Source organism: Kribbella sp. CA-293567, assembly GCF_027627575.1.
In the GTDB taxonomy this organism is placed as follows: Bacteria; Actinomycetota; Actinomycetes; order Propionibacteriales; family Kribbellaceae; genus Kribbella.
The window spans coordinates 1,024,726-1,046,459 of record NZ_CP114065.1 but is presented as its reverse complement, the minus strand read 5'-3'; the positions used below and the strand labels follow the sequence as shown (position 1 = coordinate 1,046,459).

Sequence of the window (21,734 nt, the reverse complement as noted above, 5' to 3'; positions counted from 1 at the left end):
GACCCACCGCTTGACGATGCCTCGTCAACCGCGATTCGGCGGGGTTGGTCAGTGATGGCGGACCACCCTCACAGCTTGCTGAAGACCTCTTCCCGGAGTCGCTCCAGGGCGTCGAAACGGCGGGCGCCCGAGCCCAGCAGCCCGTCGTTGACCAGGAACTCGTCGATGCCGGCGGCGGGATACCGGGCGACCGTGTCGAGCACGTAGTCGGCCGACCCCATGATCGTCGGCCGGCCCGCGGCCAGCAGCCGCTCCCGCCGTTCCTCCGCCTCGGTGTCCCCCGGCGTGACGATCTCGACCATCGCCTGGGTCGAGCGCCGGACGGTGGCCGGGTCGCGGCCGATCCTCTCGCAGTGCGCGCGGAACACCTCGCCCTTGTGCTCGGCGAGCTCCGGCAGACCCCAGTGGTTCCATTCGTCGGCGTACTTCGCGACGATGCCCAGGGCAACCTTCTCCCCGGCGGCCCCGATCAGGATCGGCAGCTTGGCCGGCTTCGGTTCCAGCGGCGCGTTGGTCAGCTGGTAGTACTTCCCGTCGAAGTCGGTCCGGTCCTGGGTGAGCAGCCCGGTGAACACCTGGCAGGCCTCCTCGAAACGGGCCAGCAGTTCCTTCACGGGCGGCAGGTCGATCCCGTACGCCTCGTGCTCGTTCTGCTGCCACCCGGCGCCGATGCCGAGCACGAACCGGCCGCCGCTCAACTGGTCGATCGTCGCCGCCTGGTTGGCGACCACGGCCGGATGCCGGTAGGTGTTGCCGAGCACCATCGAGCCGATCCGCACCCGCTCGGTCCGGACCGCGAGACCGGCCAGCAGCGCGAGACATTCGTTCATCGGCAGCGACAGGTCGTCGCCGTTGACCATGAAGTGGTCGGCCACCCAGACGCCGTACCAGCCCGTTCGCTCGGCGTACTCCGCGCCGTCGAGCACTTCCTGCCAGGTCCGCGCGGCACTCGGCCAGAGGGAGAAGTCCATACCTCCGACTCTAGGTGGGCTAGAGGACCAGGTGCCAGCGGAGGAGGAAGGCGCCGACCGCGAGGACGAGGTAGGCGAGCACGAAGACGACTCCGATGCCGGGGCGCGGGCGGGACCGGCGGACCGGGCGGTCGTCGGCCGCGTCGCGGGCCGCCTGGATGACGGCGGCAGTGTACGCCGTCCGGCCGGCGGCGATGCCGTTGATCTCGTTCTCGTCCTTGCCGGTGGCCAGCACGACCGAGTCGTCGACCACCTCGATCTCGTCGACGTCCTGCCACGCGAGGCTGCGGACCAGCAGGCTGGTGCGGGCCTTCAGCGCGGTCGCGGTCACCTCGACGCGGTACAGCACGACGCCGCCGGCCACCCGGACGACCGAAGCGCCGATGGCCGTGAAGAGGCCGACCGCGAGAAAGTCGCGCGCACCCATCCACAGCCAGGAGTTCAGGGCCGGTACGGCGATGAACGGGATGACGAACAGAGCCCAGGCCCACCAGGGGGCAGGGTCGAGCGGGACGCGCCAGGGCAGCGCGGGCAGCGGTTCCTGGCTGCTCGCCGGCAGCTCCACCTCGTCGGTACTGGGGCGCGCGGCAGCGTCATCGGTGCCGCTCGAACGATTTCCCATGGGCGGGACCCTAGACCCCTCAGCGTCAAGTAGCTGACCCGACATCGACTTACCCCTTGATCAAGCCTTGGCGGTCGCGGCGACGACCGCCGAACCCGCGGGCAGGATGACCGCAGCGCCCCAGGATAACGACAATCGGTGACCGGTCAACGCCGAGGTGTTGCAAGGCGGGGCCGAAGGGCTCCCAGGGTTGCCGGCGGGGTCACTCGGCGGCGAGGGCCCTGGAACGGTTGCGGGCCGCCTCGATGGCGGAGAGGAAGGCGGCGCGGACCTTGTGGTCCTCGAGTTCGCGCACCGCTGCGGCCGTCGTACCGCCCGGGGAGGTGACGCGCTCGCGCAGTACGGTCGGGTGCTCGCCGGTCTCGCGCAGCAGCTTGGCCGAGCCGACGACGGTCTGGACGACCAGCTCGGTGGCGGTCGAGCGGGGCAGCCCCATGTGCACGCCGGCCTCGATCATCGACTCGACCACGAAGAAGATGTACGCCGGACCCGATCCGGAGATCGCGGTCACCGCGTCCTGCTGCTTCTCCGGCACCCGGATCACCCGGCCGGTGGCGGCCAGCAAACCCTCGGCCAGCACCAGGTGACTGTCGTCGCAGTGCGCCCCACGGGAGATCGCCGCCATCCCCTCGTCGACCAAGGCGGGCGTGTTGGGCATCACCCGGACGACAGCGACCCCCTCGGGCAGCCGGGACTCGATGAACGTGGTGGTGATACCGGCCGCCAGCGAAACCATCGTCTGGGACGGCCGAACGACCGGGGCGATCTCGGCCAGCAGCTCGGGCATGTCCTGCGGCTTGACCACCAGCACCAGCGTGTCCGCCTTGGCCGCCGCTTCCACGTTGGTGACCACGTCCACGCCGTACCGCTCGCGCAGTTCGGCCGCCCGCTCCTCGCGCCGCTCGGAGATCAGCAGCTCCTCCGGTCGCCGCCCGGCCCGCAACAGCCCCGACAACAGCGTCTCGCCCATCACACCGGCGCCGAGGATGGCCACCTGCCCATTGCTACTCATGCGCTCAGGTTAACCGGGCCGGCTGTTCGAGTTCGTGCGAATCCCGGGACCTGGTCACCGGTTGGCGTCGTCGCGAGTGAGGCGCAGCCAGCCGCCGGCCAGGGTGCCGACGGCCCACGCCAGCATGGTGAGCACCGAGGACGTGGTGGTGAATCCCCGGTCGTTCGGTTCGCCGGTCAGGAGGAAGATCGCGCGGGAGCCAGGCAGGTAGTCGGCGATCGTCGTCAGCCAGGTGTAGCCGAACTGCGGAAGCAGGAGGGGCAGCAGGAGGATCAGGAGGAAGACCGAGACCAGGCCGCCGGCGGTGTTGCGCAGTACGAAACCGAGGCCGGCCGCCAGCGCGGTACCGGCGGCGAAGACGAAGGCGACGGTTCCGAGGGTCTCGCCGGCTTCGCCGAGAGGGAGGTTGAGCTGCTGATTGGCGGCCAGATAGGCAGCCAGTGCGGAGGCCAGCGCGAGCAGGACGCCCACGAGGGTGGCCGTGCCGACGGCAATGAGGCTGCGGGCGAAGAAGAAGGTCGTACGCCGCGGAGTCCACTGCAGAGCTGGGATGATTCCGCCCGTTGCGTAGTCGGCGGTCACCGCCGTAAGCACCAGCGCGAGGAAGGCGAACTGCGCGGGCAGCGCGGTGAAATGAGAGGCCGCCCAGGCCGACGCGTCCGGTGAAGGGGTGGGATCACCACCGGCGTCGAAGCCTGCGATCGCGCCGAAGCCGACCATCAGCGCCGCCGCCGCGGACAGGAACCACCAGGTGGCCTTCACCGTCCACAGCCGCGTCCACTCGGCGGCGCAGGTCCGCATGAAGACCCCGCCGGCGGAGACGCGATCGGTGTTCTCCTGCAGCGCGCTCATGATGCAACCTCCGTGGTCGTCGGCGCGGACTCGGTACGGCGGCCGTGGTACTCCACGCTGTCGCCGGTGAGATCGATGAACGCCTGCTCGAGCGACTGCTCGGCGTCGGACAGGTGATGCAGCGGAATGCCTGCGTGGTAGGCGATCTGGCCCAGTTCCTCGGCGGTGACACCGTCGACCCGCAACTCGTGCTCGGCGATCCGCTCGACCGAGAATCCCTGCTGCTGCAGTGTTTCCAGCAGCTGTCCCGACTGTGGACTGCGGACTCGCACCTGCTTGCCACCGAGCCCGCTGAGGATCTCCTCCGTGGTCGCGTCGGCGATCAGCCTGCCGCGCCCGATGACGACCAGCCGGTCGGCGGTCTGCTGCATCTCACTCATCAGGTGGCTGGACACCAGCACGGTGCGCCCCTCGTCCGCGAGCCGGCGCAGCAGTTCGCGGATCCAGCGGACGCCGTCGAGGTCCAGCCCGTTGATCGGCTCGTCGAACAGCAGCACCCGCGGGTCGGCCAGCAGTGCCGCCGCGATCCCGAGCCGTTGCCGCATGCCGAGCGAGTACCCCTTGATCCGGCGTCGGGCGGCACCCTCGAGTCCGACCTCCGCGATGACCTCCTCGACCCGGCTCTTCGGCAACCCGATCGTCTGCGCGGCCACCCACAGGTGGCTGCGCCCCGTCCGCCCGGGATGGACCGAGCCCGGATCGAGCAGCGCTCCGACCTCCCGCAGCGGCTCGGCGTACTCCGCGAACCTCCGCCCGTTCACCAGAGCCTGCCCGGAGCTCGGCCGATCGAGCCCCAGCATCATCCGCATCGTGGTGGATTTGCCGGCCCCGTTGGGCCCGAGGAACCCGGTCACCTTGCCGGGCTCCACCTCGAAGCTCAACCCGTCGACGGCCAGCACCTCGCCGTACCGCTTGCTCAGCCCGCGCACTTGAATCATGAGCCGACGCTAAGCGCCGGGCTGGTCAGGATTTGCGGACGATTTGCGAAGGTTCTGTGCAGGTCCTTGGCCGGGCGCCGGCCCGGCCGGCGACCAGACCTGGCCCGAAGGAATTCCCTTGTGTCCGGGTCCCGGTGGTTAATCGATTGCCGGGGCGGAGCGGCCACCGGATGATGCAGCACAGGTCGGGGGCGACGACTACACGTGAGGTGGATCGAATGAGACGACGTGTTCGTGGGGTGACCGGCGCCGCGGCGGCGGCCACTCTGGTGGCGGGGGCGCTGCTGGCGGCTCCACCGGTGACAGCTCAGGCCCAAGGGCCGAGACCGACCTTCGTGAACGGTCTGGCGCAGGAGGTCTTCTCGACCAAGCCCGCCGACTGGCACAGCGGCGAGGTCTGGGTGCAGGCCCCGTTCGACTCCGACCGGGACGGGAAGCTCGACCGGATCCACGCGGACTACACCGCTCCCGGCGAGGTACTGACCGACGGCCTGCAGGTGCCGGTCATCTTCGAGGACAGCCCGTACTACGCCGGGCTCAACAACGCGGCGAACTGGGAGGTCGACCACCCACTCGGACAGCCGCCGGCGAACCGTGTCGCGACCCCGTTCCGGACCGCGTCCCAGACCAGCCCGGTGATCAGCACCGTCTACGAGGCTCGCTGGGTGCCCCGCGGGTTCGCCGTGGTCCATGCCGAGTCCCCGGGCACCGGCCACTCCGACGGCTGTCCGACCTCGGGCGGCAGCAACGAGACGCTGGCCGCCAAGGCGGTGATCGACTGGCTGAACGGTCGCGCTCCGGCGTACACGACCCGGGACGGTGACACGCCCGCGCTCGCGACATGGACCACCGGCAAGGTCGGGATGATGGGAACGTCGTACAACGGCACGATCCCGCAAGCGGTCGCGACCACCGGCGTGGAGGGTCTGGAAGCGATCGTCCCGATCTCGGCGATCTCGGACTGGTACGACTACTACCGCGCCAACGGTCTGGTCCGCGCGCCGGGTGGGTACCAGGGCGAGGATCTCGACGTCCTGGCCGACGCGGTGTACACGCGGGCCGACGAGCAGACCTCACGAACGATCTGCAAGCCGGTGCTCGACGAGCTGAAGACGGAACAGGACCGGGCGACCGGCGACCGCAGCGCCTTCTGGCAGGAACGCAACTACCTGAAGGACGTGCAGAACGTGCACGCCGCGACGTTGGTTGCGCACGGCAACAATGACTTCAACGTGATGACGAAGCACGCGGCCCAGTTCTACGACGCGCTCAAGAAGCAGGGCGTGCCGCACATGTTCTACTTCCACCAGGGCGGCCACGGCGGCGCGCCGCCGGACGTGCTGATCAACTACTGGTTCACCCGCTACCTGTACGGCGTACAGAACGGTGTCGAGCAACTGCCCCGGTCCTGGGTCGTCCGCGAGCCCGCAGCCTGCCCGGCCCGCCAGAGCGTGGTGACCGGCGATCAGGCCGGCACCACCACGTTGACGGTCGCGGACACCAGCGCCTTCCGGATCGGCTTCACCCTGACCGTCCCGCAGACCAACGCGAACGGGACGACAACCAACACCACCCGGCTGATCACCGGCATCCCTGACGCCACCCACTTGGTACTGACCTCGGCCGTTGCGACCGGCGACGGACAGAAAGTTGCCAACGGCACCGTAGTGAACCTGGTCTGCGGCACCGCCAACCCCACCCCGTACGCCGAGTGGCCCGACCCGGCCGCCGCAGCCGTCAACCTCCGCTTCACGCCGGGCGGCAACACCCGCGGCGGCCTCACCACCGGCAGGGACGGCAGCATCCGCGAGACGCTGACCGACAACCCAGCGATCGCCCCGCTGGCCTCGGCCAACGCGGCCGCCTCCGACGCCCGCCTGATCTACCAGACCGAGCCCCTGACCAAGCCGGTCCGGATCAGCGGAACCCCGACGGCCTCACTCAAGGTCGCCTTCAGCGCGGCCCGGGCCAACCTCTCGGTGGCGCTGGTCAGCTACTCCCCCACCGGCGCCGCCACGATCCTCACCCGCGGCTGGGCCGACCCCGCCAACACCGACTCGGAGTACTTCGAGTCACCGATCCGGATCGGCGCGACCGACCGGGTCGAGGTCGACCTGCAGCCGAAGGACGTCGTCGTCCCCGCCGGCAACCGGCTCGGCCTGATGGTGCTCTCCAGCGATCGCGACTTCACCGTCCGGCCTCCGGCAGGCACGAAGCTGACGCTCAACCTGCACGGCAGCTCGTTCGACCTGCCGGTCGTCGGCGGACGGGGTGCCTTCACCACCGCGCCGACGCCCTAGCCAGGCGGTCGTCTGCCGGCCCCGCATGGCGGGGCCGGCAGCTGCCGCGTACGGCGAACTACTTCTTGCTGATCAGCGAGCGGGCGAAGAACTGGAGGTTGGCGGGGCGCTCGGCCAGGCGGCGGACCAGGTAGCCGTACCAGTCCTCGCCGTACGGGATGTAGACGCGGACGGTGTGGCCCTCGCGGGCCAGGCGGAGCTGCTCCTCCGGGCGGATGCCGTAGAGCATCTGGTACTCGTAGCTGCCGCGCTCGCGGCCGGCGCGGTCGGCCAGGGAGCCGGCGATCGCGATCAGCCGGGGGTCGTGCGAGGCGATCATCGGGTAGCCGGCGCCGTTCATCAGCACCTTCATCGCGCGGACGTAGGCCTTGTCGACGGCGCGCTTGTCCTGGAAGGCGACCGACTCCGGCTCCTTGTAGGCGCCCTTGCACAGCCGCACCCGCGACCCGGCGTGGGCCAGATCGACGCAGTCGGCCTCGGTGCGCCGCAGGTACGCCTGCAGCACCGCGCCGGTCTCGGGGAAGTCCTGGCGCAGCTCGCGCAGGATGCCGAGGGTGGAGTCCGTGGTGGTGTGGTCCTCCATGTCGAGCGTCACCGTCGTCCCGGCGTTGCGGGCCGCGTGGCAGATCGAGCGCGCGTTCTCCAGCGCGATCTTCTCGCCGTCACCGGGCAGCGCCTGGCCGACGGCGGACAGCTTGACCGAGACCTCCGCGTTGGCGGTGAGACCGGCCGCGGAGAGCTGCTTGAGCAGCTCGAGGTACGCGTCGGCGGTGGCCGTCGCGGCGGCGATGTCGGTGACGTCCTCACCGAGGTGGTCGAGGGTGACGTGGAGGCCGCTGCTGACCAGCTTCTCGGTGGCCAGCACGGCCTCCGGAGCGGTCTCGCCGGCCACGAACCGGGCCACGATGCCGCTGGAGACGGGCATCGCCGTAACGGCCTTCTTGATCTGGGGGCTGCGGGACACGCCCAGCAGGACTCGCCGAAGCACTTTCGCGTTCCTCCTCGTTTCCCGTCCCACCCGGCCCCGTTGTGCCGCGCGATGATTCAGGGGTGTCAGCAGGCTACGCGCCTGAACCTGGCCGTCCCTAATCTTCGCCGGGAGTGTGGCCAGGACCACACCAGTACCCCCAGTGGTCCTGACTCACCCAGCGTAAGGCCGCTGCCACCGAGTGGTCGGCAACGCCGTCGGGCGCGGCGCCGCGTGCGGGTTGGACCGGGTCCGGGAGAAGATGCGGACATGCCTTTGTTCAAGCGCCGCAAGGTCGCGAGCCGTGATCCGATCGGCGACTTCTGGGCCTGGTGGCGCACGACCGGCGCGGACGCGGTGGCGGCCTCGATCGCCGTCCAGGACCCGAACGCGATCGCCGAGGAGCTGTCGGACCACATCGCGAAGATTCACGGCAACCTCGACTGGGAGCTCGGCCCGGGACTGCACTCGGCCCACGTTCTGGTGGTCACCGCCGCCGGCGACCCGGGCACCCGCGCGATCGCCCGGCGCTGGCTGCGCGCGGCGCCGGCCTCGGACGAGACCTGGGAGTACGCCGACATGCGCCGCCCCGCCCCCGACGTCACCATCAGGTTCGAGGGAATGCCGCCGGTGCAGATCGACGCGGCACTGGTCACCATCGAGGCGGACACCCGCGAGGCCGCCCTGCACGTCGGCGTCCACCACCCCACCTTCAGCGAGCTGCCGGAGCACCTGCAGAAGCGGGTGACGTTCCTGCTGCTCGACCTGGTGCTGGGCGAGGAACTGGTCGAGACCTGGGTCGGCGCGATCGAGACCGAGGTGGAACGCCCGGCGGACGCAGTACCGATCGCCGAGTTGCTGCCGGCGGTGGCAGCCTTCGCTGCGGATCATGTCGCCGAGGACGGCGGGCCCAGCTGGCGACTGATGGAGGGTACGACGGCCGCCGGGCACCGGTTGGTGGCCACGGCGATGGTTCCGCTCAGGTCGGTCCAGCTGCCGCATCTCGACACGCACGTCGCCGTTTCGGTGCCCTACAAGGCGGCTCGCGACGACGGTCTCCCGCTGGACGAGACCCTCAGTCATCTCCGTGACTTCGAGGACCACCTGACCGACCGGCTCGGCGACTCCGGCCGGCTGCTCGCCCACGAGACCGCGGCCGGCCACCGGATCCTGCACTACTACGTCGACGGCACCACCCCGGCCGCGGCTCAGGTCGAGGCCGCGATCGCCGGCTGGCCCGACGGCCGGGTCGCCGTCGACGTCTCCCCCGATGCCGGCTGGGAAGGCATCCGCCACCTCAGTTGAGCCGCCGATCCAGCCCGTACGGCGCTCGCGGGTCGCCGCGCCAGTGCGACAGCGGATCAGGCCGGCCGCGGCAGGTCGGGTTCGCCGTACCGGGTGACCAGGTCGTCGAACCGCGCTGCCTTGTCGACGCCGAACCGCAGGACGGCAGTCCGGTACGCCGCGGCGGTGACGAACCTGGGCGGGCTGCTCTTGCTGTGGAACTTGTCGGCGTACATCACCAGCTCCTCCTCGACCGTCTCGGCGAGGTAGTCGCCGACCGGGATCGGGAGTGCCTGCCGGGTGACGTCCTCGCGGGTCAGGCCGACGCCGGTGTGGTGCGAGCAGAACCTGGCGATCACCTCGGGGAAGCCGAGGTCCAGCAGCAGTTCGTGGCCGAGTACGCCGTGGCGGATGTAGGCGGAGCCGTCGAGGCGGTGGACGCCGAGATCGTGCAGCAGGCAGCCGGCCCGGACCAGGTCGACGTCCACTGTCAGGTTGTTGGCCTTGATCACCTGCTCGGCCAGGTCGCAGACGATCCGGCAGTGATCGTGGACCACCTCGAAGGCCTCACGCGTCGAGGCGTACTGCGCGTGCAACGCACGGATCTCGCGGTCGGTGGGGATGTTCACGGCCGCCGTCCGCTCGTCCATCGGACTCACCTGGCGAGCTCCGACACCTCGCCGTCGCTGGTCACGGCGAAACCGGACCGGCGGGACGCGACGGCGTCGGCGGTCCGGGTGAAGTGCTTGCGGGTGAACTCCAGCGACTCGACCAGGTCCACCTCACGCTCGGACCGGCTGGTCGCCCGCCGGGTGTTGATCTCGATGATGATGTGGCCGCCGAAGTCCCGGTTCGCCAGTCCCTGCAGGAGATCCGCGGCCCGCTGGGTGCCCCGGCCGGGCACCAGGTGCTCGTCCTTCGCGGAGCCGGTGCCGTCGGTCAGGTGCACGTGCTTCAGCGTGCTGCCCATCGTCGCCGCCAGCTCGACGCAGTCCTGCTCGGCGGTCGAGGAGTGCGACAGGTCGAGAGTGGTGTGGGCATAGGTCTGCTCGGTCGGGTCCCAGCTCGGCGCGTAGGCCTGCAGCCCCTTGCCGGGCGCCCGCCACGGGTACATGTTCTCGACCGCGAAGATGATCCCGGTCTCCTCCTCCAGCCGCGCGATGCCCGAGACGAACCCGCGCGCGTAGTCCCGTTGCCAGCGAAAGGGCGGGTGCACGACGACCACGTCGGCACCGAGCGCACTGGCCGCCTCGGCGCTGCGCTCGAGCTTGCCCCACGGGTCGGTGCCCCAGACCCGCTGGGTGATCAGCAGGCAGGGCGCGTGGATCGCCAGCACAGGCAGCTGGTGGTAGTCGACCAGTCGCCGTACCGCGTCGATCTGGGTGCTCAGCGGGTCGATGCCGACCATCACCTCGACGCCGTCGTAGCCGAGCCGGGAGGCCAGCTCGAAGCAGCTGGCGGTCGACTCCGGGTACACCGAAGCGTTGGAGAGGCCGATCTTCGCGGTCACGCGGGTCATCTTCAGTACTTGCCTTCGTAGGTGTTCATCGGGGCTGCAGCTGGTCCAGACGGGACAGGATCACGCCTTCGCGCAGGGCCCACGGACAGACCTCGAGCGAGGTCAGGTCGAAGAGGTCCATCACCGCGTCGGCGACCAGCGCGCCGGCCACCAGCTGGGACGAGCGGCTCACCGAGACGCCCGGCAGCTCGGCCCGCTCGGCGGCGCTCATCGCGATCAGTTTGGGCATCCACTCGGACAGCTCGTCGCGGCTCAGCGCACGCGGTACGTAGGGTCCTTCGTCGGACGGAGCGGCGCCGGTGATCCTGGCCAGCGACCGGAAGGTCTTGCTGGTCGCCACGGTCCGCTGCGGCTTGCCGGCCCGCAGTACGTCGCCGGCGATCGCCGCCATCTCGACCCGGATCCGCTTGCGCAGCGCCTTGACCTCGTCCTTGTCCGGCGGGTCCTGGGTCAGCGACTCGCGGGTCAGCCGGCCGGCGCCCAGCGGCACCGAGGCTGCCACCGTCGGCTCCTCGTCGGAACCGGCCGCAATCTCCAGCGACCCACCGCCGATGTCGAAGACGGCGAGACGACCCGAGGACCAGCCGAACCACCGGCGGACGGCGAGGAAGGTCAGCCGGGCCTCGTCCTCACCGGTCAGCACCTGGAGGTCGACGTTGGTCTGCTGCCGGACCCGGTCCAGCACCTGCTCGCCGTTCGGTGCCTCACGCAGCGCCGAGGTGGCGAACGCGAGCACCGACTCGCAGCCCTTGTCCTCGGCCAGCTCGGACGCCTCGGAGATGAACGAGACCAGCTCGTCCGCCCCGGACTGGGCGATCGCGCCGTGCTTGTCCAGGTGCTCGGCGAGCTTCAGCTCGGTCTTGTGCGAGTACGCCGGCAGCGGCGCCGCACCACGATGAGCGTCCACCACGAGCAGGTGGACGGTGTTGGATCCCACGTCTAGTACGCCGAGCCGCATACCCTCACGCTACTGGACTCCCGGTGTCCGTCCGATCCGGCGGCAGCCGGCGTCCGCCCGCGATCCGTTTCCGGCCCGGCTCGTCCAGCACCGGAGCAGTACTGGTTGCGATGACCGCGTATCGCACCTGACGACGTACGCTTTCGGAGTGCCTGAGGTATCGCTTGACTTCGCCCGTGCCTACGTCGAGTTCGTCGACCCCGAGGACGCCGCCCAGGTGTTCCGGTGCGACCTGACCTGGCTGACCTCCAACTGGACCTGCATCTTCGGCGGTGGTTGCCAGGGCATCTACAAGGGCCGCCCGAACGACGGCTGCTGCACGCTCGGCGCGCACTTCTCCGACGAGGACGACGAGTCCCGGGTGAAGGGCTACGTCAAGCAGCTGACCAACGAGCAGTGGCAGTTCCGCAAGGAGGGCAAGAAGAACGGCTGGGTCGAGACCGACGACGACGGCGATCGCAAGACCCGCGTCTGGGAGGGTGCCTGCATCTTCCTGAACCGGCCCGACTTCCCGGCCGGTGGCGGCTGCGCGCTGCACGGGCTCGCGCTGCAGAAGGGCGTGCACTTCGTCGAGACCAAGCCCGACGTCTGCTGGCAGCTGCCGATCCGGCGGACCTTCCGCGAGGTGGAGCGGCCGGACGGCACGTCGTACACGGAGGTCGGGATCGGGGAGTACGACCGGCGCGGCTGGGGGCCGGGCGGGCACGACCTGGACTGGTACTGCACCGGCAACACCGAGGCGCACATCGCGGTCGAGGCGGTCTTCGAGTCCAGCAAGGTCGAGCTGCAGACGCTGATGGGGCTGAAGGCCTACGACGTCCTCGCGGAGTACTGCCGGCAGCATCTGGCGACCGCGCGGCCGGTGTCGCCGCACCCGGCTTCGTTGCCGCTGATCACCAGGTAAGGGTCACCTTCCTTCGACACCCCGGATCGGCGCGGTCAATCGTTGACGGACACAATGATGGGCATGCGCCTGGATCATCTGTCTTACGCGGCCGGCCCCGACGGGTACAAGGCAACGGTCGAGCGACTGTCCGCCGCCCTCGGCGCGGAGTTCGTCGACGGCGGGGTGCACCCGCGCTTCGGCACGGTGAACCACATCCTGCCGCTGGAGAACGACCGCTTCATCGAGGTCGTGGACGTACTCGACCACCCGTCCTCGGACAAGGCGCCGTTCGGGCAGGCCGTCCGGGCCCGCAAGGAGCTCGGCGGCGGCTGGCTCGGCTGGGTGGTCGCGGTCCGCGACATGCCCCGGATGGAGCAGCGCCTCGGCCGGGAAGCCGTACCGGGCAACCGGCACCGGCCCGACGGGGTGAACCTCACCTGGCGGCAGATCGGCGTCAAGGGCCTGATCTCCGACCCGCAGCTGCCGTTCTTCATCCACTGGGACGACCTGGCCCAGCACCCGTCGGTGGGCGGCAAGGGCGTGAAGCTGACCGGCCTGGAGATCGCCGGCGACCCGACCCGGGTGACCGACTGGATCGGCCACCCGGCCGACCATCTGCTCGACGACCTCGACGTCGCCTGGGTCGGCCCGAACGGCCAGCCCGGCCTGAACGCCGCCGTCTTCCAGACCGCGGACGGCATCGTCCGACTCTGAGCCGGACGCTCCACCGATGACCTCGTCGCAGATCCTCGCGATCTCCGGCATCCTCGAGGGCGATCGGTCCCGCACCCGCGACCTGATCTCGTACGCCGTGTCGCTGGCCGGTGCCACCGGTCCGGCGAAGCTGTGTTTCCTGCCGACCGCCGAAGGCGACAACCCGTACGCCGTCCAGTGGTTCGAAGATGCCTTCGGCAACGACTCGCTGGTCGAGGCGAGCGTGCTGACGCTGTTCACGGCACCGAACGTCCCCGACGTGCGCGAGCATCTGCTGGCCCAGCACGTGCTCTGGGTCGGAGGTGGCAGCGTGGTGAACCTGATGGCGGTGTGGCGGGCACACGGATTGCCGGAGATCCTGCACGAAGCTTGGCAGGCCGGGGTGGTGATGGCTGGGCAGAGCGCGGGGAGCCTGTGCTGGCATCTCGGCGGGCCGACAGACTCGTTCGGCGAACTGAGTGCCTTCAGCAACGGGCTCGGCTGGTTGCCGTGGAGCAACGGGGTGCACGACGATCTCGGTGACCAGCCGCGGCGTACGGCGTACCGGGAGATGGTTGCCTCGGGCGCGCTTCCGGCCGGGTACGCGACCGAGGGCGGGGTCGGGCTGCACTACATCGACGGAGCCTTCTCAGAAGCCGTGTCGGTGGTGCCGGGGGCTCGCGCCTGGTACGTCGAGGGTGGTCGCGAGACTGCTGTCGAGGCGCGGTATCTAGAGCCGCTCTAGCTCGGCGAGGGACGTGTCCAGGTGGGTGAGGAGACGTTGCAGGTGTGGGACGGTGTGGCGGCAGCCGATCAGGCCGAAGTGGAGTTGGTGGTCGTAGCTGGTGACGCTGATGTTGAGCGCCTGGCCGTTGAGGACGATCGAGGCCGGATACATGCCGAGCAGGCGGGAGCGGTTCCAGTACAGGGGGCTGTTGCTCGGGCCTGGGATGTTGGAGATGACCAGGTTGTACGGCGGTGGGGTGCGGCCCGCGAGACCCGGGACGACCGCTGCCGGACCGGCCACGCCGAGACCCAGGGCGCCGATCATCAGGTTCTGGAGTGGGCTGAGCTGGGAGAGCACGCTCTTGCCATAGGTGGTGGAGGCAACGATCCGGCGGATGCGGCGTTCCGGATCGCGCTCGTCGGTGGCGAGGTCGGCGATCAGAGTGGCGAGGGAGTTGCCGCCACCTCGGCCACTACCGTCCGGGTTTCTCAGCGAGACGGGGACCATGGCAGTCAAACCCTGGTCAGGAAGGGCGCCGAGCTCTTCGAGATAGTTGCGTAGGGCACCTGAACACATCGCCAGCATCACGTCGTTGAGGGTGGCGCCGGTGACGGAACGAACTTTCAACAGTCGCTCCATCGGCCAGGACTGCGCAGCGAATCTTCTGGCTGCACTGATCGGCTGATTGAAGATGGTCTGCGGTGCCTGGAAAGCCACGGAGGAGTGCTCGTGCTGAAGCGCCCGCAAGGCGCTCCTGAAACCGACTGGTGAGAGACCTGCCAGGTCGGCCAGCAGCCGGCCGGCACCGCCCACTGCATTGAACAACTCGGTAGCGGTAGGTAGCCCTCCCCCGAGACCAGCGGGCGGCGCCAACTCGGCCCCGCTGTCCGGGAGGGAGTACGTGGCGGGCATGCCGGTTCGCCGGGGATCCGCGGTGAGCGTGTTCTGCATCCACTGCAGTGCGGTGACGCCGTCGATCAGGGAGTGATGGATCTTGGAGTAGACGGCGAAACGGCGACCCTGGACACCTTCGATCAGGTGCATTTCCCACAGCGGACGCCGGCGGTCGAGCAGGGTGCCGTGCAGGCGGCTGGTCAGCTCGAACAGTTCCCGGTAGCGCCCGGGACGGGCGAGGCCGGAGAGGCGCACGTGGTACTCGAGGTCGATCTCGCGGTCCTGCTCCCAGGACCAGTAGCCGAGGTCGAGGGCGCGGTTGCGGACCCGGCGACCGAAGAGCGGATTGACCGTCTGGTGCTGGGTGATCTCCTCGTACAGCCGGGAGACGTGGTCGCGGGCGCCGTCGGGCAGCTCGAAGAGCATCAGCCCACCGACGTGCATCGCCTGCTCGCGCGTCTCGCCGAGCAGGAACATCGCGTCCAGCGGCCCCACCGCGGTCATCTGTCCTCCGCCCCGAACGAGTCACCTCAGGCTGTTGTCAGAGCTGACAGCCTGAGGCGACTCTAGTGCGCCGTGCCAGAAGATCGGGGACGGCTCAGTCGAGCGGGCGGTAGGTCAGCCCGAGCGCCTCGATCCGGGCCAGGTGCGGGCGCAGGCGGCCGAGGAACTCGTCGTACGAGACCTTCGGTGAACCCCAGGCGCGCTCGGCGAAGGCGGACAGCCGCGGCAGCAGCATGTAGCCGACCCGCTCCGGGTCCTCCATGTACTCCGTCCACACCTGGCACTGGGTGCCGACGATGCGGGCCTCCTCCTCGGCGGTCAGGCCGGGCGGGATCACCTCGAAGTCGTAGACCTTCTCCAGCGGGGTGAAGTGGCCGATCGCGAGCGGCTCGGTCGCCGGGTCGCCCTGGTAGTAGTCGAAGTACACCGACTGGTTCGGCGCCATCACCACGTCGTGGCCGGCCTTCGCCGCCACCTCACCGCGGTCCGGCCCCCGCCACGCCATGATGACCGCGCTCTTCGGGCAGTCCGTCTCGACCATCTCGTCCCAGCCGACCAGCCGCCGGCCGTCCTCGCTGAGCACCGCCGAGACCTGCTCGGTGAACCAGCCCTGCAGCTGACCGGCGTCGGTGAGCCCGAGCTCGGCCTGCCGGGCCTGCGCGGCCGGCGACGTCCGCCACTGGCCGTCCGGGCACTCGTCGCCGCCGAGGTGGATGTACGGGCCGGGGAAGATGTCGAGCACCTCGCGCAGCACCGTGCGGACGAACTCGACAGTGGTGTCGTTCACGTTCAGGACGTCGTCGCTGATGCCCCACACCTGCCGGACGCCGAGCTGGGTGTCAGGGTTGTTGCCCAGTTCCGGGTACGCCGCGATGGCCGCCTGCATGTGGCCGGGCAGATCGATCTCCGGTATGACGGTGATGCCCCGCTCCGCCGCGTAGGCGACGATCTCGCGCAGGTCGTCCTTGGTGTAGAAGCCGCCGTGCCGGGTGCCGTCGTAGCTGAACTCGGTCTGGCCGTGCGACATCTTGCCGACCATCGTCTCGGGCCGCCAGGCACCGATCTCGGTGAGCTTGGGGAAGGCGTCGATCTGGACCCGCCAGCCCTGGTCGTCGGTCAGGTGCAGGTGCAGCACGTTCATCCGGTGCAGGGCGATCGTGTCGATCACCTTCAGCACGAACTCCTTGGGCATGAAGTGCCGGGCGACGTCGAGCATCATCCCGCGCCAGCCGAACCGCGGCGCGTCGGCGATCCGGACCACCGGGACCGCCAGGCCGCCGTCGGTCTCGGTCGCCGCGTCGAGGAGCTGCCGGTAGGTCTGCTCGGCGTAGCGCAGCGACTCCTCGGAGCCGGCCGACAGCCGGGCCCCGTCGGTCGTCACGTCGATCCGGTACTCCGTCTCGCCGAGGTTCTCCACGACGGTGCGGACCGCTTCGGCGGCCGGGTCGGCACTGACCCACCGGCCGTCGCCGGTGACGAGCTCTCGGGGGGCGGGGACGATCGCGATCTGTTCGGACATCCGGACTCCAGGTGAGGGCAACGGGGCTGAGGAACGACGAGGACGAGAAACGAAGACTGACAGCGAAAAGCCGCTGATCGCGACCCTACCTGCGCTCCAACCGCTCGCACACCTCGGGTCCACGCTCTGAACTGCTTGAAAATCACTCACTTAAGACATTCCCAATCATTCCGTTGCCACGCGGAATTCGCTGCCGCGACAGCTTCCGGATGAGAGGGTGAGCAGGTGCCCGCAGACCCCGCTCCGCTCGACCGCCCCGGCCCACAGGACGTCGTACCGGCGACCGCCGCTTCGTTGCAGCGGGGGACGTTGTGGGTGCTGGTGGTCAGCAACGTGCTCGGCGGGGTGGCGGTCGCCAGCGGGTTCGCGGTGGCAGGGCTGCTCGCGGAGAGCATCTCGGGATCGACCTCGATGGCAGGACTGGTGGCGACCTCCACCACCTTGGGCGCGGCGATCCTCGCCGTCCCGCTGGCGCGGCTCGCGCGGTCGCAAGGACGGCGTACGTCGCTCACTGCCGGCTATCTGATCGCTGTCGCCGGTGCCCTGCTCAGCATCATCGCCGCACAGATCGACTCACTCGCGCTGCTGCTCCTGGCAGGCTGCCTGTTCGGCAGCGGCTCAGCGGCCAACCTCCAGTCCCGGTACGCCGCGACCGACGCCGCCGATCCCAAGCACGTCGCCAGCTCCCTGTCGATGGTCGTCTGGGCGACCACGATCGGCGTCGTCGTCGGCCCCAACCTGACCGGCGTCGGCGGCTCGGTCGGTACGTCGCTCGGCGTCTTCCCGCTGGCCGGCCCCTACCTGTTCTCGGTGGTCGCCTTCTCCCTTGCGCTGGCGACCGTCTGGTTCGGCCTGCGCCGGCTGCAGCAGGTCGCCGTCCGGACCACCCTCGAACGCCAGCCGCTGTCCACCACCTTCCGCCGGGTGGTCGCGATCCCGCACGCCCGGCTGGGGCTGCTCGCGATCGCGTCCGCCCACGCGGTGATGGTCGGCGTGATGTCGATGACCTCGGTGCACCTGCGCCACCACGGCGCCTCGCTCACCGTCGTCGGTTTCGTCATCAGCGGCCACGTCGCCGGCATGTACGCGTTGTCCCCCGTGATGGGCTTTCTCGCCGACCGCCTCGGTCGCGTTCCCACCATCGGCATCGGCCTCACGATCCTGACCTCCGCGATGACCGTGGCCGCCCTCGCTCCGGACGAGGCGCACAGCCTGACCGGCCTCGCCCTGGTGCTGCTCGGCCTCGGCTGGTCGGCCTGCCTGGTGGCCGGTTCGGCGCTGCTGTCCGGCTCCGTGCCGCCCGACATCCGCACCTCCGCGCAGGGTTTGTCCGACCTGACGATGGGCGTCTTCGCCTCGATTGCCGGGATCGGCGCCGGGCCGGTCCTCGCCCAGCTCGGCTTCCACTGGCTCGCAGTACTGTGCGGGATGCTGCTCGTCCCGGTCGCGGTCCTGACCGCCACGACGGTCAGGAAAAAGTCTGGCGAGACTGTCGGTACGGCGAGTTAACGTGACCGGTATGAGTGAGGTGAGCCTGCGGGCGATCACGCCGGAAGACCTACCAACGTTGTTCGAGAACCAGTACGACCCGGCCAGCGCGACGATGGCCGGCGTACCGATCCGTGAAGAGGCGGACTTCTACGTCCGCCGGACCAGAACCGAGGCCGACCCCGCCACCGACACCCGCGCGGTCATGGTGGACGGCGAGATGGCCGGCGACGTCGTCAGCTGGACCGACGAGAGCGGCCGCCACGTCGGCTACCGGATCGCCCAGCGTTTCTGGGGCCGCGGGATCGCCACGACCGCGCTGCGGCTCTTCCTCGCGGAGCTGACCGACCGCCCACTCCAGGCAGACCTGCTGAAGACGAATATCGGCTCCCGCCGGGTCCTGGAGAAAAACGGCTTCCGCCTGCTCGCCCCCGACGAGTTGCCGGCCGACGCCGAGCCGACGTTGCACTACTTCCGGCTCGACAGCTGATGACGAAAACCCTGACTCCCAAGGGGGCTGCCACCAAGCAACGCATCGTGGCGGGTGCCGCGGAGTTGCTGCGTGCGCAGTCGGTCGCCGCCACCACGCTCGACGACGTCTGCGCCCACACGCACACCAGCAAGAGTCAGCTCTTCCACTACTTCCCGGAAGGCAAGGACCAGCTCCTGCTGGCAGTAGCGCAGTACGAGGCCGATCAGGTGCTGAGCGACCAGCAACCTCAGCTGAGCAACCTGGACAGCTGGGAAGCCTGGCAGGAGTGGCGGGACGTGGTGATCGAGCGATACCGGTCCCTCGGAGACAACTGCCCGATGGGTGCGCTGTTCCTGCAGGTCGGCCGGGACACTCCCGGCGCGCGGGCGATCGTGCGACGACTGCTGGAGGACTGGCAGCGCTTCCTCGCCGCGGGGATCGAGGCGCTGCAGGCCAACGGCCAGCTGGGGCCGGTCGACGTCGAGCAGACCTCGGCCGCCCTGCTCGCCGGCGTACAGGGCGGCGTGACGATCATGCTGTCGACCGGCGACACGAACTATCTGGAAGCAGCGATCGACCAGGGCATCGAGCGGCTGCGACTGGCCGGAAGCGGAAGTGGCAGGCCCTAGGCTGCCGGGGCGTCGTACCAGCCGCCGTCGACCTGCAGAGTGCTGCCGGTGATGGAGCCGGCCAGCGGGCTGGCCAGGTAGACGACGGCGTTCGCGATCTCGTCCGGACGGCTGATCCGGCCGATGTCGTTGGGAGCGAGGGCGCGGAGCAGGTTCGGCTCGATCTCCGCCCAGGTGGTCCCCCAGCCCTGTGACCGGCCCAGCAAGGTCAGGTTGCGCTCGCTGACCTCGGTCAGGATGCCGCCGGGCGCGACCGCGTTGGAGGTCACTCCGGTCTCCTTCAGTTCCCTGGCCAGGGAGGTCGCCAGTGCGTGCCGGGCCGCACTGCTCGCGCTGTAGTGCGGCTGCTTCGCCTGCGGCACGATCCCGACCACGCTGCCGATCTGGATCACCCGGCCCCAGCCGCGCTCGCGCATGCCGGGCACCAGCCGCTCGATCAACCGGACACTGGACAGCACGTTCACGTTGTACATCTCGGCCCAGTCGGCCGGGCCCAGGTCGGTCCAGCCCCGGGCCGGCTCGAAGTACCCGGCGTTGTTGACGAGGATGTCCACCGCCCCGGCCGTGGCAGCGACCTGGGCGGCTCCTTCGTCGGTGCCGAGATCGCCCAGCACGAAGGTCGCCCGGTTGCCTTCGGCCTCGATCGCCTTCACCACCTGCTCGGTCTTGGCGGCATCGCGTCCGTGCACTACGACGCTGACACCCTCCGCCGCGAGCAGTTTGGCGACCGACTCACCCAGGCCGGCGCTGGAGCCGGTGACGAGCGCGCGTTTCCCGGCCAGTTGCAGTTCCATGATCGGTTTCCTTCCACGTCCGAGCTGCTGACCTCCTCAGTGTGGAAAGCGAAAAATGGACTCACAAGTCCAATCGATGGTTGACCGTGCGCAGGCCGGGCTGAAAGCCGATGCTCTGGTAGAGCCGGCGCGCCTGCGGGTAGTCGTCGTCACCGCGAGGACAGACCCGCGCCTCGACGCCACCGAGGTCCCGCAACGCGTGCAGTGCGCCGAGGTTGACGGCCTGCGCCAGCCCCTGCCGCCGGTACGCCGGTGCGCAACCGACCGGTTCGACCAGACCTGCCTGGTTCTCCTCGTCCAGCCAGATCAAAGCGCTGGCGACGAACTCCCCGTCGGGCGCCACGACCACCCAGTCGAGCTCGGGGCGATACGGCCAGGTACTCATCACGGCACCCATCACCTGGGCTGTCACCTTGGACGGCTGCAGATCCGACCACGCGGCACGGTGGACGGCGGCGCGCTGCTCGACCTCGTGGAGCTGCGCGGGGCGCAAGGTGAAGCCGGCCGGGACGACCGGCGTACTGAGGTCGGTGAGGGCCAGCGTGTGGTGGGTGAAGAAGGGGTCGCCTTCGTGGACCCGGAAGCCGTCCGCCGCCAGGGCCTCGATGAGGTGGGTCTCGCTCTCCAGCACGCTGCAGCCGAGCGACTCGGCCTCAGTCGACTCGCGGAACCAGGCCAGTACTTCGGTCGCCAGGTCAGGCCGGGCAGGGTCGACGACCATCAGGAGGTCGTTGCCTTCCACCCAGCCCCACGCGAAGACCTCGTTGCCCTCACGCCACAACGCCAGCCGCCAGCCCGCCTGCCGGGCCGGAGCGGCCGAGCTGTACTCCCAGGCGAGATCGCCGACGTGGAAACGCGAGTCCACGCTGTAGGTCCGCCGGACCAGCTCCTGCAGGGCCCGGAGGTCGTCGGGGCCGGTGTAGTCCTGCCGCTGCATCGGTTGCCTCCGGGGCGCGTCGGGATCGGAGCACGGGTGGGATCGGGGCGTGGTTAGGGTTACGGCGTGGCGAACATAGCCGAAGGCGGCATCCCCAGTCCCAACATCTGGCACCACCCGGAGGTCTACGAGGTGGAGAACCGGGCCGTCGATCCGGGCGGCGTGATCGAGCCGGCGATGCGGGCGATCCGCGACTGGGCCGGGGCGACGGTGCTCGATCTGGGCTGCGGCACCGGCTTCCACCTGCCGATGTTCGCTGCCACGGCCGGCCGGGTGATCGGGGTCGAGCCGCACGGCGACCTGGCCAAGGCGGCGAACCTGCGGACGAAGAAGCTCCGCAACGTCGAGGTGCGGAAGGGTACGGCGCAACGGGTGCCGGTCGCCGACGCGACCATCGACGTCATGCACGCGCGCTGGGCGTACTTCTTCGGGCCGGGCTGCGAGCCGGGGCTGGCCGAGCTCGACCGGGTGATGCGCCGGGGCGGGACCGCGTTCGTGATCGACAACGACGGCTCGCGGTCGACGTTCGGGCGCTGGTTCAGCGAGTCCTACCCGAAGATCGAGGCGGCCACGGTGGAGCGGTTCTGGCTCTCCCACGGCTGGCAGCGGACCCGGCTGGACATGGGCTGGCGGTTCGAGCGGCGCGAGGACCTGGAGGCGGTGATCCGGATCGAGTTCAAGCCGGCCGACGCCGAGCGGTTCATCGCCTCGCACACCGGTGTCGAGGTCGACTACGCGATCAACCTGTGGAGCAAGACGTACTGACAG

The 21,734-nt window shown here is 69.7% G+C and carries 22 protein-coding genes; 9 read left to right on the top strand and 13 right to left on the bottom strand.

Annotation, left to right across the window (positions count from 1 at the left end):
• Nucleotides 1–68: 68 nt before the first annotated feature.
• The 5 genes from OX958_RS04970 to OX958_RS04950 form a co-directional block, all read right to left on the bottom strand.
• Complete coding sequence (locus OX958_RS04970; RefSeq protein ID WP_270135977.1) at nucleotides 69–971, bottom strand: TIGR03560 family F420-dependent LLM class oxidoreductase; 903 nt, start codon at nucleotides 969–971, stop codon at nucleotides 69–71.
• A gap of 19 nt (nucleotides 972–990) precedes the next feature.
• Nucleotides 991–1,593 (bottom strand): hypothetical protein, encoded by a 603-nt coding sequence (locus tag OX958_RS04965; protein WP_270135976.1) that lies wholly within the window; start codon nucleotides 1,591–1,593, stop codon nucleotides 991–993.
• Nucleotides 1,594–1,795: 202 nt separating this feature from the next.
• Nucleotides 1,796–2,605 carry a pyrroline-5-carboxylate reductase gene (proC, locus tag OX958_RS04960; RefSeq protein ID WP_270135975.1) on the bottom strand — a complete coding sequence of 270 codons (810 nt, stop codon included), beginning with the start codon at nucleotides 2,603–2,605 and terminating at the stop codon, nucleotides 1,796–1,798.
• Between the two features lie 54 nt (nucleotides 2,606–2,659).
• On the bottom strand, nucleotides 2,660–3,457 hold the full coding sequence (locus tag OX958_RS04955; protein WP_270135974.1) for a hypothetical protein: 798 nt from the start codon (nucleotides 3,455–3,457) through the stop codon (nucleotides 2,660–2,662).
• On the bottom strand, nucleotides 3,454–4,395 hold the full coding sequence (locus OX958_RS04950) for an ABC transporter ATP-binding protein (RefSeq protein ID WP_270135973.1): 942 nt from the start codon (nucleotides 4,393–4,395) through the stop codon (nucleotides 3,454–3,456). The genes OX958_RS04955 and OX958_RS04950 overlap by 4 nt, the downstream gene beginning before the upstream one ends.
• Before the next feature lie 218 nt (nucleotides 4,396–4,613).
• Between OX958_RS04950 and OX958_RS04945 the strand changes: the two genes are divergently transcribed.
• Entirely contained in the window at nucleotides 4,614–6,695 is a 2,082-nt protein-coding gene (locus tag OX958_RS04945; RefSeq protein WP_270135972.1) for a Xaa-Pro dipeptidyl-peptidase, read from the top strand.
• A gap of 58 nt (nucleotides 6,696–6,753) precedes the next feature.
• On the opposite strand, the gene OX958_RS04940 is transcribed toward OX958_RS04945, so the two are convergent.
• Nucleotides 6,754–7,683 (bottom strand): proline dehydrogenase family protein, encoded by a 930-nt coding sequence (locus tag OX958_RS04940; RefSeq protein WP_270135971.1) that lies wholly within the window; start codon nucleotides 7,681–7,683, stop codon nucleotides 6,754–6,756.
• Nucleotides 7,684–7,932: 249 nt separating this feature from the next.
• On the opposite strand from OX958_RS04940, the gene OX958_RS04935 reads away from it, so the two are divergent.
• Entirely contained in the window at nucleotides 7,933–8,967 is a 1,035-nt protein-coding gene (locus tag OX958_RS04935) for a DUF695 domain-containing protein (RefSeq protein ID WP_270135970.1), read from the top strand.
• 56 nt (nucleotides 8,968–9,023) lie between these two features.
• Here the strand turns inward: OX958_RS04935 and OX958_RS04930 are convergent, their stop codons facing one another.
• Genes OX958_RS04930 through OX958_RS04920 form a run of 3 tightly spaced genes read right to left on the bottom strand, consistent with a single transcriptional unit; the run spans nucleotide 9,024 to nucleotide 11,423 of the window.
• Nucleotides 9,024–9,596 carry an HDIG domain-containing metalloprotein gene (locus OX958_RS04930; protein WP_270135969.1) on the bottom strand — a complete coding sequence of 191 codons (573 nt, stop codon included), beginning with the start codon at nucleotides 9,594–9,596 and terminating at the stop codon, nucleotides 9,024–9,026.
• 5 nt (nucleotides 9,597–9,601) lie between these two features.
• Nucleotides 9,602–10,465 carry a sugar phosphate isomerase/epimerase family protein gene (locus OX958_RS04925; protein ID WP_270135968.1) on the bottom strand — a complete coding sequence of 288 codons (864 nt, stop codon included), beginning with the start codon at nucleotides 10,463–10,465 and terminating at the stop codon, nucleotides 9,602–9,604.
• A gap of 25 nt (nucleotides 10,466–10,490) precedes the next feature.
• Nucleotides 10,491–11,423 (bottom strand): Ppx/GppA phosphatase family protein, encoded by a 933-nt coding sequence (locus OX958_RS04920; protein ID WP_270135967.1) that lies wholly within the window; start codon nucleotides 11,421–11,423, stop codon nucleotides 10,491–10,493.
• Nucleotides 11,424–11,571: 148 nt separating this feature from the next.
• Here OX958_RS04920 and OX958_RS04915 point away from each other — a divergent pair, with 148 nt between their 5' ends.
• The 3 genes from OX958_RS04915 (at nucleotide 11,572) to OX958_RS04905 (ending at nucleotide 13,747) form a co-directional block, all read left to right on the top strand.
• The gene (locus OX958_RS04915; RefSeq protein ID WP_270135966.1) at nucleotides 11,572–12,327 is read left to right on the top strand and encodes a hypothetical protein; all 756 of its coding nucleotides are present in this window, start codon (nucleotides 11,572–11,574) and stop codon (nucleotides 12,325–12,327) included.
• Between the two features lie 63 nt (nucleotides 12,328–12,390).
• Nucleotides 12,391–13,023, top strand: a complete 633-nt coding sequence (locus OX958_RS04910) for a VOC family protein (RefSeq protein WP_270135965.1) — start codon at nucleotides 12,391–12,393, stop codon at nucleotides 13,021–13,023.
• A gap of 16 nt (nucleotides 13,024–13,039) precedes the next feature.
• Complete coding sequence (locus OX958_RS04905; RefSeq protein WP_270135964.1) at nucleotides 13,040–13,747, top strand: peptidase E; 708 nt, start codon at nucleotides 13,040–13,042, stop codon at nucleotides 13,745–13,747.
• Here OX958_RS04905 and OX958_RS04900 read toward each other — a convergent pair.
• Both OX958_RS04900 and OX958_RS04895 read right to left on the bottom strand, forming a co-directional pair.
• On the bottom strand, nucleotides 13,733–15,127 hold the full coding sequence (locus OX958_RS04900; protein ID WP_270135963.1) for a WS/DGAT/MGAT family O-acyltransferase: 1,395 nt from the start codon (nucleotides 15,125–15,127) through the stop codon (nucleotides 13,733–13,735). The genes OX958_RS04905 and OX958_RS04900 overlap by 15 nt on opposite strands.
• A 94-nt stretch (nucleotides 15,128–15,221) precedes the next feature.
• Nucleotides 15,222–16,646 carry a beta-N-acetylhexosaminidase gene (locus OX958_RS04895; protein WP_270135962.1) on the bottom strand — a complete coding sequence of 475 codons (1,425 nt, stop codon included), beginning with the start codon at nucleotides 16,644–16,646 and terminating at the stop codon, nucleotides 15,222–15,224.
• A gap of 225 nt (nucleotides 16,647–16,871) precedes the next feature.
• On the opposite strand from OX958_RS04895, the gene OX958_RS04890 reads away from it, so the two are divergent.
• From OX958_RS04890 to OX958_RS04880, 3 genes are read left to right on the top strand one after another with little or no spacing between them, the layout of a single operon-like run.
• Nucleotides 16,872–18,155 carry an MFS transporter gene (locus OX958_RS04890; RefSeq protein ID WP_270135961.1) on the top strand — a complete coding sequence of 428 codons (1,284 nt, stop codon included), beginning with the start codon at nucleotides 16,872–16,874 and terminating at the stop codon, nucleotides 18,153–18,155.
• A gap of 10 nt (nucleotides 18,156–18,165) precedes the next feature.
• Nucleotides 18,166–18,624 (top strand): GNAT family N-acetyltransferase, encoded by a 459-nt coding sequence (locus tag OX958_RS04885; RefSeq protein WP_270135960.1) that lies wholly within the window; start codon nucleotides 18,166–18,168, stop codon nucleotides 18,622–18,624.
• The gene (locus tag OX958_RS04880; RefSeq protein WP_270135959.1) at nucleotides 18,624–19,235 is read left to right on the top strand and encodes a TetR/AcrR family transcriptional regulator; all 612 of its coding nucleotides are present in this window, start codon (nucleotides 18,624–18,626) and stop codon (nucleotides 19,233–19,235) included. Before OX958_RS04885 ends, OX958_RS04880 begins: the two co-directional genes overlap by 1 nt.
• On the opposite strand, the gene OX958_RS04875 is transcribed toward OX958_RS04880, so the two are convergent.
• Both OX958_RS04875 and OX958_RS04870 read right to left on the bottom strand, forming a co-directional pair.
• Entirely contained in the window at nucleotides 19,232–20,029 is a 798-nt protein-coding gene (locus tag OX958_RS04875; protein ID WP_270135958.1) for an SDR family NAD(P)-dependent oxidoreductase, read from the bottom strand. The two genes, OX958_RS04880 and OX958_RS04875, sit on opposite strands and share 4 nt — an antisense overlap.
• A 61-nt stretch (nucleotides 20,030–20,090) precedes the next feature.
• Nucleotides 20,091–20,966: a GNAT family N-acetyltransferase gene (locus OX958_RS04870; protein WP_270135957.1), complete on the bottom strand. Its 876-nt coding sequence runs from the start codon at nucleotides 20,964–20,966 to the stop codon at nucleotides 20,091–20,093.
• Nucleotides 20,967–21,032: 66 nt separating this feature from the next.
• Here OX958_RS04870 and OX958_RS04865 point away from each other — a divergent pair, with 66 nt between their 5' ends.
• Nucleotides 21,033–21,731 (top strand): class I SAM-dependent methyltransferase, encoded by a 699-nt coding sequence (locus tag OX958_RS04865; protein ID WP_270135956.1) that lies wholly within the window; start codon nucleotides 21,033–21,035, stop codon nucleotides 21,729–21,731.
• Nucleotides 21,732–21,734 lie beyond the last annotated feature (3 nt).

Excerpts from the sequence above, each read along its gene's own strand:
- OX958_RS04905 (WP_270135964.1), top strand. The coding sequence starts at position 13,040 with ATGACCTCGTCGCAGATCCTCGCGATCTCCGGCATCCTCGAGGGCGAT.
- OX958_RS04880 (WP_270135959.1), top strand. The coding sequence starts at position 18,624 with ATGACGAAAACCCTGACTCCCAAGGGGGCTGCCACCAAGCAACGCATC.
- OX958_RS04900 (WP_270135963.1), bottom strand. The coding sequence starts at position 15,127 with ATGACCGCGGTGGGGCCGCTGGACGCGATGTTCCTGCTCGGCGAGACG.
- OX958_RS04930 (WP_270135969.1), bottom strand. The coding sequence starts at position 9,596 with ATGGACGAGCGGACGGCGGCCGTGAACATCCCCACCGACCGCGAGATC.
- OX958_RS04950 (WP_270135973.1), bottom strand. The coding sequence starts at position 4,395 with ATGATTCAAGTGCGCGGGCTGAGCAAGCGGTACGGCGAGGTGCTGGCC.
- OX958_RS04875 (WP_270135958.1), bottom strand. The coding sequence starts at position 20,029 with ATGGAACTGCAACTGGCCGGGAAACGCGCGCTCGTCACCGGCTCCAGC.
- OX958_RS04885 (WP_270135960.1), top strand. The coding sequence starts at position 18,166 with ATGAGTGAGGTGAGCCTGCGGGCGATCACGCCGGAAGACCTACCAACG.
- OX958_RS04970 (WP_270135977.1), bottom strand. The coding sequence starts at position 971 with ATGGACTTCTCCCTCTGGCCGAGTGCCGCGCGGACCTGGCAGGAAGTG.
- OX958_RS04910 (WP_270135965.1), top strand. The coding sequence starts at position 12,391 with ATGCGCCTGGATCATCTGTCTTACGCGGCCGGCCCCGACGGGTACAAG.
- OX958_RS04925 (WP_270135968.1), bottom strand. The coding sequence starts at position 10,465 with ATGACCCGCGTGACCGCGAAGATCGGCCTCTCCAACGCTTCGGTGTAC.
- OX958_RS04965 (WP_270135976.1), bottom strand. The coding sequence starts at position 1,593 with ATGGGAAATCGTTCGAGCGGCACCGATGACGCTGCCGCGCGCCCCAGT.
- OX958_RS04945 (WP_270135972.1), top strand. The coding sequence starts at position 4,614 with ATGAGACGACGTGTTCGTGGGGTGACCGGCGCCGCGGCGGCGGCCACT.
- proC (WP_270135975.1), bottom strand. The coding sequence starts at position 2,605 with ATGAGTAGCAATGGGCAGGTGGCCATCCTCGGCGCCGGTGTGATGGGC.
- OX958_RS04920 (WP_270135967.1), bottom strand. The coding sequence starts at position 11,423 with ATGCGGCTCGGCGTACTAGACGTGGGATCCAACACCGTCCACCTGCTC.
- OX958_RS04895 (WP_270135962.1), bottom strand. The coding sequence starts at position 16,646 with ATGTCCGAACAGATCGCGATCGTCCCCGCCCCCCGAGAGCTCGTCACC.
- OX958_RS04870 (WP_270135957.1), bottom strand. The coding sequence starts at position 20,966 with ATGCAGCGGCAGGACTACACCGGCCCCGACGACCTCCGGGCCCTGCAG.
- OX958_RS04955 (WP_270135974.1), bottom strand. The coding sequence starts at position 3,457 with ATGAGCGCGCTGCAGGAGAACACCGATCGCGTCTCCGCCGGCGGGGTC.
- OX958_RS04935 (WP_270135970.1), top strand. The coding sequence starts at position 7,933 with ATGCCTTTGTTCAAGCGCCGCAAGGTCGCGAGCCGTGATCCGATCGGC.